This is a genomic window from Enterobacter sp. UPMP2060, from assembly GCF_053709655.1.
Genome location: NZ_JBSKJQ010000003.1, coordinates 383,917 through 396,924, shown reverse-complemented (window position 1 = coordinate 396,924; position 13,008 = coordinate 383,917). Strand labels below are relative to the sequence as shown.

Here is a 13,008-nt window from a genome sequence, read left to right as displayed (position 1 = left end):
GGTTGCCGTCAGCACCGGATTGCTGCAGAACATGAGCCGTGACGAAGCCGAAGCGGTTATTGCCCACGAAATCAGCCATATCGCCAACGGTGACATGGTGACCATGACCCTGATTCAGGGCGTGGTGAACACCTTCGTGATCTTCATCTCCCGTATTCTGGCGCAGATCGCGGCAGGCTTTATGGGCGGCAACCGTGACGAAGGTGAAGAGAGCAACGGCAACCCGCTGATCTACTTCGCCGTTTCGATGGTTCTGGAACTGGTATTCGGTATTCTGGCCAGCATCATCACCATGTGGTTCTCCCGCCACCGTGAATTCCACGCGGATGCCGGCTCGGCGAAGCTGGTTGGTCGTGAGAAGATGATTGCCGCGCTGCAGCGCCTGAAAACCAGCTACGAGCCGCAGGAAGCGAACAGCATGATGGCCTTCTGCATTAACGGTAAATCCAAATCGCTGAGCGAGCTGTTTATGTCTCACCCGCCGCTGGATAAACGTATCGAAGCGCTGCGCAGTGGGGAATACCTGAAGTAACGCTAAGAACCCTAATAAGCCGGGCAGGAGAACACACCGCCCGGCTTTTTTTATGCCTGAACTTTGGGCTGGGTCACCCGCAGGCCGCTGACGACCGCCGCGAGGGAAGCAAGGGCTCCCGCGGTGAGAAGCGCAACGTGGTTGCCGTTTTGTCCGACGAGGTTAAACATCAGGGCGACCAGCGCTGCGCCGCTGCTTTGTCCCAGAAGGCGCGCGGTCCCCAGCATGCCGCTGGCACCACCGCTGCGATGGCGCGGCGCGGAGGTGATAATGGTGTGATTGTTAGGGGACTGGAACAGGCCAAACCCTGCGCCGCACAGGATCATGCGCCAGATGATGTCCAGATCGGTTGGCGAGGACGGTAGCAGAGCCAGCGCGAAAAGGCCTGTCGCCATCACCGCAAGCCCCAATGCTCCCAGTAAACCGGCATGGACGCGTTCAATTAAGTAACCTGCCAGCGGAGCCATCACCATGGTCGCCAGCGGCCAGGGGGTTAACAGCAGGCCGGTCTCCACTTCTGAACGGCCGACCACGCTCTGCAGAAAGAAGGGCAGAGAAACCAGGGCCAGCATTTGGGCGCAGAACGAGCAGACTGACGTGCAAATAGAGAGGGAAAAGAGGGGAATACGCAGCAGATCGACCGGCAGCAAAGGCACGGGGAGAGTGAGCTGGCGGCGAACAAAGAAGAAGCCGATCGCCAGCAGGGCGATGAGCTCCGCGCCGGTAAGCATCAGGGACTGTCCCTGCGCAAAGCCGCTCAGCGCTGTAATCAGCAGGCCAAAGGTCAGGGCATTCATCACCGCACTCGCCACATCGAAGCGCGGCATGGTGCTTTTGGGACCGTTAGCGGGAAGAAAGCGCAGGGCAAAGAATATAGCGACAAGGCCCAGCGGCACGTTAATAGCAAACAGCCATTGCCATGACGCAACGGAAAGGATCGCCGCCGCTATGGTTGGCCCGGCGGCTGAAGAGACGGCCACGATGAACGAGTTAATCCCCATGCCGCGCCCCAGATGACGCTGAGGATAAATTAAGCGGATCAACGCCGTGTTTACGCTCATGAGCGCCGCGCCGCCAAAACCCTGCGCAATGCGGGCAAGCGTCAGGGTATGCAGTGAATCTGAAAGGGCGCATAGCAAGGACGTGAAGGTGAAAACCACCAGACCGCACTGATACACCCGACGGTAACCGAACATATCGCCCAGGAAAGAGAACGAGAGCAGGGAAACCACAATCGCAATCTGATAGGCGTTAACGATCCATATCGAACTGGCGGGAGAGGCGTGCAGGTCGCTGGCGATGGTTGGCAGGGCAACGTTCGCGATTGCGCCGTCAAGGACGGCTATTGAGATACCAATAATGATGGTCGCTATAGCGCCATACCGCTGGGGTAAAGGCAGGCCATCGGAAAGGGTCTTTTCCATTAGGATTAAAAAAGCTCAGCGTGAAATTATTCTCAGGGTAACTATTTTAGCATTGTTACAGCCGCGATATGTCGCAGATTTGTAACGAAGTAAACGCGGATTGATTGCAGGTGACATGACGGGAACTTATAATAAAAACCGGTTCTGATTTTTATAAAACACTCTCTATGAGGTGGTAAATGGCTATTGCGGATTTGGATAAACAGCCAGATTCTGTTTCTTCCGTGCTGAAGGTTTTTGGCATCTTACAGGCGCTGGGGGAAGAGCGTGAAATAGGTATTACAGAGTTGTCGCAGCGCGTGATGATGTCTAAAAGCACCGTATATCGCTTTTTGCAAACCATGAAGTCGCTGGGCTACGTAGCCCAGGAAGGTGAATCTGAAAAATACTCTCTGACGCTGAAGCTGTTTGAGCTGGGCGCCCGTGCGCTACAAAATGTTGACCTGATCCGCAGCGCTGATATCCAGATGCGTGAGATCTCTCGCCTGACCAAAGAGACCATCCATCTCGGCGCGCTGGATGAAGACAGCATTGTTTACATCCATAAAATCGACTCCATGTACAATCTGCGCATGTATTCGCGCATTGGTCGTCGCAACCCGCTCTACAGTACCGCGATTGGTAAGGTTCTGCTGGCGTGGCGCGATCGTGAAGAAGTGAAGCAGATCCTCGAAGGCGTGGAATACAAGCAAAGTACTTCCCGAACCATTACCAGCACGGACGCGCTGTTAACGGTGCTCGATCGCGTACGCGAACAGGGCTATGGCGAAGATAACGAAGAGCAGGAAGAGGGGCTTCGCTGCATCGGCGTTCCGGTATTTGACCGCTTTGGGGTTGTGATCGCGGGCTTGAGTATCTCCTTCCCGACCTTACGCTTCTCCGAAGAGCGCCTGCATGAATATGTGGCTATTCTGCACACTGCCGCACGTAAGATTTCTGAACAGATGGGTTACCACGACTACCCGTTTTAACCTCTGCTCGTATAAAAAAAACGCCGCTCTGTTGCGGCGTTTTTTTTGCCAGTCATTTCACCGGCCGATTAGCCATTATCAATCACGACGGATGTCTTACGCAGGACCGGACAGTGGGTCAAGCCAACGATCCCGCTGTCCGTATGAAGATACTGCGCAGTGCTCACGCCCTGTGCTGTTAAATATTTACATTGAATCCCTAACCCGGCTGCGTTCTCGGTGCTTCCCACGAGCACACCGTAACCTGTGAGCAGAAGGCCAATCCAGACGATGGCCAGCGCAATAATTGTTCGAATGATGAAGCGCATCATTAACCTCTTTTGTCGTTGTTATCATAAAGCTAGCGTAAACGGTTTACACGATGAAACAAGTGCAGGATTCTGAAAAAAAGCGCGATGGCGGTACAGTTAGTCCTTGTTTAAGATAAGCGTGATAACCTCGTTACATCAGGTTTTTAGACGGAGTGTGGAGTGAAAAAAATACGCTGGGTAATTCTGATTATCGTGCTGATAGCGTGCGTGGTGTTATGGACGCAGACGATCAATGTGATGTGCGATCAGGATGTACAGTTTTTTAGCGGCGTTTGCGCAATCAATAAGTTTATTCCGTGGTAATACGCATTTTTTCTCAAGGTGATTTCCTTCCTTCGCGCCAGTGGTAAAATAGACGTTTTTATTGAGGTGGTGAAATGGGTGAGTTACTGAATTCAGGGCTGCTGAATATGGCATCCCTGTTGATTTCTTTGGTTGTTCTGCTTGTGGGCCTGGTCATCTGGTTTTTCGTGAACCGCGCCAGTTCCCGTACTAACGAGCAGATTGAACTGCTGGAAGCGCTGCTCGATCAGCAAAAACGTCAGAATGCGCTGCTGCGCCGTCTGTGTGAGGCTAACGAACCGGAAGAGAAAGACGCGCCGAAAGACGCGGTCGCTGAAGATAACAAAGACGAAGACGACTTTATCCGCCTGGTGGCTGAGCGTTAATCTTTTGTCCGGGAGGTGGCTGTGGTCTGGAAAAATCCCTGGTATGACCCCTCCCTGAAACATCACACTCCGAACGGTTTTTGTAATACCGATCCTGTCGGACATCAACCCGGCGACCTTGACCGTTGGCGCAAAGCGCGTAAAGAGGCCGGTTTACCGAAGCCACCCGCGCTGGGTTATGAAGACTTTATCCAACAGTGGTGGCAACCGGTTGAGCTTACGCAACCTCATGAAGATGGGGTGTGGTGGCTGGGACACGCGAGCGTGATGCTGCAGCTGGACGGCTATATCATCCTTACCGATCCGGTTTTTTCACGGCGCGCTTCTCCACTCCCTTTCCTGGGACCACAGCGCAAAACGCCTCCCGCGCTGTCAGTCGATCAACTCCATCAGCTTGATGCGGTCGTCATCTCCCATAATCATTACGATCATCTTGATGACGCGACCATTCGCCGTATTCTCAAACGCTTCCCCGAGGTCAGTTTTTTTGTTCCGCTGGGCCTGGCCGGCTGGTTTCGCCGCCGGGGGGCAAAACGCGTGGTTGAGCTCGACTGGTGGCAGAGCTTCACCTGGCAGGGGATGACGCTAACCGCCGTACCGGCACAGCACTGGAGTATGCGCACGCCATGGAACCGCAATCGCTCATTATGGTGCGGCTGGGTTATGGAAGGTCGACATCATCGTTTCTGGTTCAGCGGAGATACGGGGTATTCGCCAGAGCTGCTGTTGATACCTGAACGTCTGGGCCATATAGATGCTGCCGCGTTACCGATTGGAGCCTATGCCCCACGCTGGTTCATGGCTGTCCATCATATGGATCCGCAATCTGCGGTGGCATTGTGGCAGCAGCTGGGCTGCCCTCTGGCGTTTCCCATTCACTGGGGCGTGTTTGAACTGGCAGATGAATCCCTGGATGAACCTGTGCGGGAGTTAACTGACGCGCTAGATAATTTAGCACCAGTTAATCATTCTTTCAGGATACTGAAAGTTGGTGAATATTTATCCTTATAAACGAAGCGATAACGTAGTGCATATATTCTGTCTGTAAACGCGTTCAGGAATGTTTTATTTTTATCGAAACGTTTTGCTTGCCTTGTTTTGATGCAGAGTCATAAAAATTTCATTATTTTGGTGCATAACACTGTTTATTAGTTGGTGCATTTTAATACAGGTCGGCGCGGGTTATTAACAGTGTTTTTTGTCTGAAACAATTTGGTCGCGTTACAATGATTTAAGCATAAGTTTTCACAAATTGTTCTAACTCAATCAGGACGTAAGATTTCTTTTCCCGGTTGCTGGACGCTTCGTAATGATTGAGCTATGTTAAAAAAGTCTTAGATTACAGCGCTTGTGAAAGCAACGCTGGGTCTTTGTTACGCAGCAGAGCTGTCTGTAAGTGATGCGCATAATTGTGCAAAACCTGACAGGCACTGTTCGAATTTGTGCGGCGGATCGAGACATGTTTAAAAATGGCTTGCCATATTAAACATAGTGTGTGATAACACGTTTTGGGTCAAACGAGGTACAGTTCTGTTTATGTGTGGCATTTTCAGTAAAGAAGTCCTGAGTAAACACGTTGTCGTTGAATACCGCTTCTCTGCCGAACCTTATATTAGTGCCTCATGCAGTAATGTCTCAGTTTTATCTCAGTTAATGCCTGCGGGCTAAGAAAACACTCTAAGGAATTTTGCAAAATGGCAAAGATTAAAGGTCAAGTTAAGTGGTTCAACGAGTCTAAAGGTTTTGGTTTCATTACTCCTGCTGACGGCAGCAAAGACGTGTTCGTACACTTCTCTGCAATCCAGGGTAACGGCTTCAAAACTCTGGCTGAAGGCCAGAACGTTGAGTTCGAAATTCAGGATGGCCAGAAAGGCCCAGCTGCAGTTAACGTAACTGCTATCTGATCGAACCGCTGCTGACTGAAGCGCTTAGCACTTCAATCTCAGACATAAAGCCTCGCATAATGCGGGGCTTTTTTATGTTCCTTATCTTTCAAAATATTACCATTCGCGGTCTTGTTAGTAACTTGTTGCAAAGCTGCGAGGTTAGTAGCACTGTTTTGCCACCTTAACCCCATCTTTTCCCGTTAAATCAGGGCGTTGTTTAACAGTCCTGGGGTTCAGGTGAAGAAGAAAATGATAACGACCGCTGGCAATTTCACGCCGGCGCGTTTTGTGCTGCTCTGTTTAGCTATTTTTTGTAGTCTGGCTTTTTTGCTGGGCCGCGTTGCCTGGCTGCAAATCATCAAGCCTGACAATCTGGTGAAGCAGGAAGATATGCGTTCCCTCCGCCAGCTGGCGATTGATGCGCCGCGGGGCATGATAATGGATCGCGAAGGTCGCCCCCTGGCGGTGAGCGTGCCCGTCCGGGCCGTCTGGGCCGACCCTAAAACGGTGCTGACAAAAGGGGGCGTTGGCGTTGATGAACGCTGGCAGGCGTTGGCAAATGCGCTGCATCTCTCCCTGGGCACACTCTCGGCGCGAATCAACGCCAACCCGCAGGGACGTTTTATTTATCTTGCCCGTCAGGTCGATCCTGCACAGGCGAAGTGGATCGATAAGCTGAATCTGCCCGGCATCAATTTACGCGACGAGTCACGCCGTTTTTATCCTGCCGGCCATGTGGCAGCGAACCTGATTGGCTTCACCAATATTGACGGGCAGGGCATTGAAGGCGTGGAAAAAAGCTTTAACGCTCAGCTGACCGGTAAGCCGGGTGTGCGGCAGGTAAGGGAAGACCGATACGGTCGCGTGGTTGAAAACCTGACGGAAGTGGCGCCTGCACCGGCGCATAACATCCAGTTAAGTATCGACGAGCGGCTGCAAACCATCACCGAAGATGCGCTCGATAATGCCGTGGCCTGGAACAAGGCCGAGTCTGGTGCATCGGTGCTAATTAATATCCCAACCGGGGAAATACTCGCCATGGCGAGCTATCCGGATTTCAACCCCAATAATCGGGAAGGCGCGACGATAAACGATTTCCGCAATCGCGCCATCAGCGATACGTTCGAGCCCGGTTCGACGGTCAAGCCGCTGGTGCTGATGACGGCCCTGCAGCAGGGCCTGGTCCAGCCAGACAGCGTGATTGACACTCACCCGTATACCCTTGACGGGCATCGTATCCGCGACGTGGGCTATTATCCTGAACTGACGATGACCGGGATCCTGCAAAAATCGAGCGACACCGGCGTGTCACGACTGTCCCTGGCAATGCCTGTCCAGCATCTTATTGATACCTATCGCAACTTTGGATTTGGCACGAATACGGGGCTTGGCTTAACGGGCGAGAGCGCGGGGCTGTTGCCAAATCGTAAATACTGGAGCCAGCTCGATCGTGCGACCTTTGCCTTCGGCTACGGGCTGATGGTGACGCCGCTCCAGCTGGCGCACGTCTACGCCACGATCGGCGGCTTCGGGCTTGAGCGACCTCTCTCGATTACGCGTATCGATCCACCCGTTATCGGGCACCGCGTCATGCCGGAAGAGATCGCGCACGAAGTGGAGCACATGATGGAGAGCGTTGCGCTGCCCGGCGGCGGGGGCGTTAAGGCCGCCGTTCGCGATTACCGGGTGGCGGTGAAAACCGGTACGGCGAAGAAAATTGACGACAGCGGGAAGTACGTCGATAAATACGTTGCGTATACGGCCGGCGTTGCGCCCGCCAGCGATCCGCGCTTTGCCCTGGTGGTGGTGATTAACGATCCGCAAAATGGTGCCTATTACGGCGGTGCCGTTTCCGCACCTGTCTTCAGCGAGATTATGGGCAACGTGCTGCGTCTGGAGAATGTGAAACCTGACGGGTTACCGGCGGGTTCCGATCACCTTATCGTTATGCGTTAACCAGGCGTTTATAACCAGGGCGAATAGCGGTACACTTCGCCCTTTGATTATGCTCCGGAGTCACCATGTCCTTCAGCTGTCCCCTTTGCCACGCCCCCCTGACGCATTCAGATAAAAGCTATACCTGTCCGCAGGGGCATCAGTTTGATATGGCAAAAGAAGGCTACGTGAATCTTCTGCCGGTGCAGCATAAGCGCTCCCGCGACCCAGGCGACAGTGCTGAGATGATGCAGGCGCGTCGTGCGTTTCTGGATGCCGGGCACTATCTGCCGCTGCGGGAGACTGTCGCGCAGATGCTGAATGACATCCTGCCGGGTTCAGCCACCGCCATGCTCGATATCGGCTGCGGGGAAGGGTACTACACCGCACGGTTTGCCGAGATCGCCCGTGAGAAGGGCGCGTTGACATTCGGTCTGGACGTGTCGAAAGTGGCCATTCGCGCGGCGGCAAAGCGTTACGCTGACGTGACGTTCTGCGTGGCATCCAGCCACCGGCTGCCGTTTGACGATGCCAGCATGGATGCGGTTATCCGCATTTACGCGCCCTGCAAGGCGGAAGAGCTGTCTCGCGTGGTGAAACCGGGCGGATGGGTAGTCACCGTAACGCCGGGCCCGCGTCATCTGATGGAGCTGAAAGGGCTGATCTACGACGAAGTGCGTCTGCATGCACCTCATTCTGAACAGCTGTCCGGTTTTACCCTTAAGCAGGAGCAAACCGTGGCGTATGAAATGACGCTGAAAGGCGAAGAGGCCACCGCGCTGCTGCAGATGACGCCGTTCGCATGGCGGGCAAAACCAGAAGTATGGGAAGCGTTAGCTGTACAATCAATATTTAACTGCCAGACGGATTTCAGTATCCACGTCTGGCAGCGCGAAGATTAACCGGCGAAGTGTGCCCAGAGGATCTGGGCACCAATGCCAATCAGCACAATTCCACCCAGGATCTCGGCGCGTTTACCCAGCAGCGGGCCGATAAACCGTCCAACCATCATGCCCAGCGTGGACATAATCAGCGTTGCGCAGCCGATGGCCAGCGCGGTGGCGATAATATTGACCTGCAGGAATGCCAGACCGACACCGACGGCCATCGCATCAAGGCTGGTGGCAATCGCCGTGGTGACCAGCAGCCAGAACCCGTGACGGTGCTGCGGCTCTTCGTCTTCATCATCACCGCCGCGAAAACCTTCAATCACCATTCGGCCACCGAGAAACACCAGCAGTACGAAGGCAATCCAGTGGTTCCACTCCAGCACGAACTGGCTGGCGAGCATGCCAAGACCCCAGCCGATAAGCGGCGTCAGCGTTTCGATAGCGCCAAAAATGAGGCCGGTACGCAGGGCTTCTGAGAACTTAGGTTTGTGGAGCGTGGCGCCTTTTCCGATGGAAGCCGCAAAAGCGTCCATGGACATGCCAAAAGCGAGGAGGATCGTAGCGGAGAAATTCATAACAGCGTCCAGACCGGGGATATCCATATGACACATCACTGCCCCCAGTGAACAGCAGTTGATGTATCTATGGTCTCGCCTGATCGCACCGCACATAAGATGTGCTGTCAGCGATCCGTACGCGCCACGTTTTTCAACGAGTATGTTGACACGTACATTTCCTGCAAGCAGGAAATCGGCTACTCCCCAACGACGGGCGCAACCTTAACATATTTTGAGAATATAAAACAACAATGGAGAAGCATTATTTAAAATGCTTGTTGATAACGATTTTCATTTGTCTTTAAGCGTGAAATTATCGTTAAAAAATAGAGAGAAAATTAACGAAAAGGATATAGCTTAGGCTATATTTCTTGCGCAAGATAAACACAGAATATAGCCATTGCTATATATGCAAATCATTGAGTTTTAAGAAGTAAGTTGTATATTTTTTCCAGGTCGTCAATATTCTTCACCCGAATAAGCAGGCGGCGTTGTTCTAATTGCATCACCAGCACACCGTCTTCGGATAAATTCATCTCTTTAATACGGTTATATTCTATCCACACATTGGCGAAGAAAAATCCGCGGGATTTAAAAATGATTTTCGGCGTGCGGATCCAGAACAGATAAACCGCCATTAATGCCAGCGCACATAATAACCATGTGGTTAATATTGCACCATGGCTAGTGACGTTATTGTAAATAAGAATAACGATGAGACCCGCGAAGATAAACGCATCCACGCGCCCGCGTCGCAGAAGGGGAAGGGAGAGCAGCGTCTCGCCGTGGCGGCGGGGCATGATGAACTCGTCATAGATCGCGTAAGCCAGAAGGGCAGCAATAAATAAAACCAGTACGATGTCCGTGACAGTCATTCATCCTCCAGATAAAAAAACCGGGGGCAAGCCCCCGGCCTATAGCATTGAAACTTACAGACCCAGCAGGCCGACTGCGTAGCCCGCGATACCGATGACGAAGAAGCCAACGATAATCCACAGCGGGTTCACTTTCTTACGCAGCAGCCACATGCAGGCGAAGGTCAACAGCAGCGGTACCAGGCCCGGCATCAGCTGGTCCAGAATCGTCTGCACGGTGGTGACGCGCGTCTGACCATCCTGACCGGTGATGGTCGATACCACCAGCGGGATGTTCACGTGCGTCCACTTGTTAACCAGCGCCCCCATGACAAACAGGCCGAGGATTGACGCCCCCTCAGTCAGTTTCTGCAGGAAGCCGCCGCCCATGTCCTTAACGATGTCCACCCCTTTACGGTAGCCGTAGGCCACACCGTAGTAACGGGTCAGCAGGCGCACGGCGTTGAACAGGATGAAGAACAGCAGCGGGCCAAGCAGGCTGCCGCTCATCGCGATACCGGCACCCAGCGCCGCGAAGACCGGACGCACGGTACCCCAGAAGATTGGGTCACCGACACCGGCCAGCGGACCCATCAGGCCGACTTTGATACCGTTGATAGCACCATCGTCAATCTCTGCGCCGTTCGCACGCTGTTCTTCCATCGCCAGCGTTACGCCCAGAACCGGAGCCGCTACGTAAGGATGGGTGTTAAAGAATTCCAGGTGACGCTTGATCGCCTGACGGCGCGCTTCGTTGTTTTCCGGGTACAGGCGCTTGATCGCCGGCACCATGGAGAAGCAGAAGCCCAGCGCCTGCATACGTTCGAAGTTCCATGAACCCTGAAACAGGTTAGAACGGATGAACACGCCACGAATATCACCCGGAGTGAGTTTTTTCTCGGTGGTAGTTTTTGTCATATCAACCATTTCGCTCACCTGCTAGTCCAGTTCGTTATCGAGATCGTTGTTACCAGCAGCCTGCGCTGGGGCACCCGCGACGCGGTTATATTTCGGGCTGAGCTGGATGTAGAGAATCGCCATTACCGCACCAATCACACCCAGTGCAACCAGGTTGAAGTTGGTGAAGGCAGCGGTCACGAAGCCGAGGTAGAAGAACGGCATCAGATAGCCTGCGCGCATCATGTTGATGACCATCGCATAACCGACGACCACGATCATGCCGCCCGCGATGTTCAGACCGCCGGTGACCACTTCTGGAATGGCGTTCAGCATGCTCTGCACTTCACTGGTACCAACAGAGATCGCCACGATAACCGCCGGGATCGCGATACGCATCGCCTGCAGGAACAGGGATGAAACGTGGATCCACGACAGTGCCGTGAGGTTGCCGTTTTCGGCCGCCTTATCCGCCGCGTGCTGGAAGGCAACGGTGATAGTACGAACGATGATGGTCAGAACCTGGCCTGCTGCAGCCAGCGGGATCGCCAGGGCGATACCGGCACCAATACTCTGGTGACCAGCAATAACCAGAACGGTCGAAATGATAGAGGCCAGCGCCGCATCGGGCGCAACCGCTGCGCCGATGTTCATCCAGCCCAGGGCGATCATTTCCAGGGTACCACCGATGATGATACCGGTTTTCATGTCACCCAGAACGGCCCCAATCAGCGTACAGGCCACCAGAGGGCGGTGGAACTGAAATTCATCAAGTACGGATTCCATACCCGCAATACATGCGACGACGAACACCAGCACAATCTGAAGAGTGGTAATCTCCATTGCACTTCTCCTATTACATAAACTTTATATGAGAACCGGCGCGGGCTTATTTCCCAACTTTGCCGATCAAATCCATCATTTTCAGTTTTTGATCCGTAGAAACCTTACGGGCTTCCAGTTCAATACCGCGCGCATTCAGCTTGTTGAATGCCTCGATATCTTTCGCATCGACTGAAATGGCGTTGTTGACCTGCGTTTTGCCCTGACGGAATGCCATACCACCGATATTCACGGAGGTGATTTTCACGCCGCCTTCAACAATGCGCTCAACGTCTGTCGGGTTAGTGAACAGGAGCATTACGCGTTCACCCGCGTATTTCGGGTTGTTGTAAACGCGGATCATCTTGGCGACATCCACGACGTGCGCGGTAACGCCAGGAGGAGCAACCTGAGTCAGAAGGGTTTTACGTACGGTATCGGCGGCCACTTCGTCGCTGACCACGATAATGCGTCGAACGTTGGTCTCTTTGGTCCAGCGCGTGGCGACCTGGCCGTGGATTAAGCGGTCATCAATACGCGCAAGGCCGATGACCATGTAATCGTTCGGGCCCATCGGTTTTGCCGGTGCTGCCGCTTTAGGTGCCGCTGCAGATGCAGGGGCAGGTTTTTCAACCGGCTGCGCTTTCAGGGCTTTTACCCCTTCGCGACCGGTTTCAACGGCCAGCGCCACCAGCTCATCGAACGCCGGATTGTCGTCGCGCGCCATGAAGGTTTCCACCAGCATGGGAATATTAACCCCGGCGACAACTTCATAGTGCTCTTTATCGACGACAATGCGGCTGGCGGCATTGAACGGGCTGCCGCCCCATGTATCAACGAGAAACAGCACGCCTTTGCTGGTATCCAGCTTCGCGAGTTGAGCGTTGTACTTCTCTATCAGCGTCTCGGCGTTTTCACCGGGAACGAAATCGATCCAGCCGACGTTTTCCTGCTCGCCCAACAGCATCTCTGCCGTTTTGAGTAGCTGCTCAGCAGCCCAACCATGTGTGCCTATGACAATAGCAATGGTCACTTGCTACCTCCTTTTATTATCATTAATACGCCTGCCAGGCAGCCGTACTGAGAATCGTATTGGCGAACCGAATCGATTCAGATAAGGGTTAGAGTTCAAAAAAACTAAGACTTCCGCGAATTATTTTAGATAGTGAAAAAATAATTTATGTGATGAAGATCCGTAATTTAGCCACGCGTTACAGATTTATCTGTAGCGTAAAGCCGCTGTGTTACAGAACTTTGCAAA

Annotated in this window: 15 protein-coding genes and 1 pseudogene; 9 read left to right on the top strand and 7 right to left on the bottom strand. The window is 53.3% G+C overall.

Features of this window, described 5'->3' with window-relative positions:
* The coding region (htpX, locus tag ACWKXN_RS10825; protein ID WP_454543777.1) for a protease HtpX at positions 1 to 532 on the top strand (532 nt) is incomplete at its 5' end.
* Positions 533 to 582: 50 nt separating this feature from the next.
* On the opposite strand, the gene ACWKXN_RS10820 is transcribed toward htpX, so the two are convergent.
* Positions 583 to 1,956: an MFS transporter gene (locus ACWKXN_RS10820; protein ID WP_454543776.1), complete on the bottom strand. Its 1,374-nt coding sequence runs from the start codon at positions 1,954 to 1,956 to the stop codon at positions 583 to 585.
* A gap of 179 nt (positions 1,957 to 2,135) precedes the next feature.
* Between ACWKXN_RS10820 and kdgR the strand changes: the two genes are divergently transcribed.
* Complete coding sequence (gene kdgR / locus ACWKXN_RS10815; RefSeq protein WP_023312208.1) at positions 2,136 to 2,927, top strand: DNA-binding transcriptional regulator KdgR; 792 nt, start codon at positions 2,136 to 2,138, stop codon at positions 2,925 to 2,927.
* A gap of 68 nt (positions 2,928 to 2,995) precedes the next feature.
* Here kdgR and ACWKXN_RS10810 read toward each other — a convergent pair whose 3' ends face one another.
* On the bottom strand, positions 2,996 to 3,235 hold the full coding sequence (locus ACWKXN_RS10810; protein WP_033145832.1) for a YobH family protein: 240 nt from the start codon (positions 3,233 to 3,235) through the stop codon (positions 2,996 to 2,998).
* Positions 3,236 to 3,397: 162 nt separating this feature from the next.
* Between ACWKXN_RS10810 and mgrB the strand changes: the two genes are divergently transcribed.
* The 7 genes and pseudogenes from mgrB to rlmA all read left to right on the top strand — a co-directional run bounded on the left by mgrB (position 3,398) and on the right by rlmA (position 8,629).
* Positions 3,398 to 3,541 (top strand): PhoP/PhoQ regulator MgrB, encoded by a 144-nt coding sequence (mgrB, locus tag ACWKXN_RS10805; RefSeq protein ID WP_006175995.1) that lies wholly within the window; start codon positions 3,398 to 3,400, stop codon positions 3,539 to 3,541.
* A 74-nt stretch (positions 3,542 to 3,615) separates the two neighbouring features.
* The gene (locus ACWKXN_RS10800) at positions 3,616 to 3,906 is read left to right on the top strand and encodes a YebO family protein (protein ID WP_048979899.1); all 291 of its coding nucleotides are present in this window, start codon (positions 3,616 to 3,618) and stop codon (positions 3,904 to 3,906) included.
* Positions 3,907 to 3,927: 21 nt separating this feature from the next.
* A complete protein-coding gene (locus ACWKXN_RS10795; RefSeq protein WP_182930835.1) occupies positions 3,928 to 4,917 on the top strand; it encodes an MBL fold metallo-hydrolase in 990 nt (329 codons plus the stop codon).
* A 525-nt stretch (positions 4,918 to 5,442) separates the two neighbouring features.
* Positions 5,443 to 5,587, top strand: a pseudogene (locus ACWKXN_RS10790) (DUF2627 domain-containing protein).
* Between the two features lie 13 nt (positions 5,588 to 5,600).
* Positions 5,601 to 5,810, top strand: a complete 210-nt coding sequence (gene cspE / locus ACWKXN_RS10785; RefSeq protein ID WP_001062678.1) for a transcription antiterminator/RNA stability regulator CspE — start codon at positions 5,601 to 5,603, stop codon at positions 5,808 to 5,810.
* Between the two features lie 231 nt (positions 5,811 to 6,041).
* Positions 6,042 to 7,748, top strand: a complete 1,707-nt coding sequence (ftsI, locus tag ACWKXN_RS10780; RefSeq protein WP_182930834.1) for a peptidoglycan glycosyltransferase FtsI — start codon at positions 6,042 to 6,044, stop codon at positions 7,746 to 7,748.
* 65 nt (positions 7,749 to 7,813) lie between these two features.
* Positions 7,814 to 8,629, top strand: a complete 816-nt coding sequence (gene rlmA, locus ACWKXN_RS10775) for a 23S rRNA (guanine(745)-N(1))-methyltransferase (protein ID WP_454543775.1) — start codon at positions 7,814 to 7,816, stop codon at positions 8,627 to 8,629.
* Here rlmA and mntP read toward each other — a convergent pair.
* From mntP to manX, 5 genes are all read right to left on the bottom strand, one after another.
* Positions 8,626 to 9,192, bottom strand: a complete 567-nt coding sequence (gene mntP, locus ACWKXN_RS10770) for a manganese efflux pump MntP (RefSeq protein ID WP_454543774.1) — start codon at positions 9,190 to 9,192, stop codon at positions 8,626 to 8,628. The two genes, rlmA and mntP, sit on opposite strands and share 4 nt — an antisense overlap.
* A gap of 398 nt (positions 9,193 to 9,590) precedes the next feature.
* Positions 9,591 to 10,049 (bottom strand): DUF986 family protein, encoded by a 459-nt coding sequence (locus tag ACWKXN_RS10765; protein WP_111964794.1) that lies wholly within the window; start codon positions 10,047 to 10,049, stop codon positions 9,591 to 9,593.
* 54 nt (positions 10,050 to 10,103) lie between these two features.
* Positions 10,104 to 10,955 carry a PTS mannose transporter subunit IID gene (locus ACWKXN_RS10760; RefSeq protein ID WP_006810994.1) on the bottom strand — a complete coding sequence of 284 codons (852 nt, stop codon included), beginning with the start codon at positions 10,953 to 10,955 and terminating at the stop codon, positions 10,104 to 10,106.
* Between the two features lie 12 nt (positions 10,956 to 10,967).
* Complete coding sequence (gene manY / locus ACWKXN_RS10755; protein ID WP_008500490.1) at positions 10,968 to 11,768, bottom strand: PTS mannose transporter subunit IIC; 801 nt, start codon at positions 11,766 to 11,768, stop codon at positions 10,968 to 10,970.
* A 46-nt stretch (positions 11,769 to 11,814) separates the two neighbouring features.
* Positions 11,815 to 12,780, bottom strand: coding sequence for a PTS mannose transporter subunit IIAB (gene manX / locus ACWKXN_RS10750; RefSeq protein WP_039263635.1), 966 nt, complete (start codon positions 12,778 to 12,780; stop codon positions 11,815 to 11,817).
* Between the last annotated feature and the right edge of the window lie 228 nt (positions 12,781 to 13,008).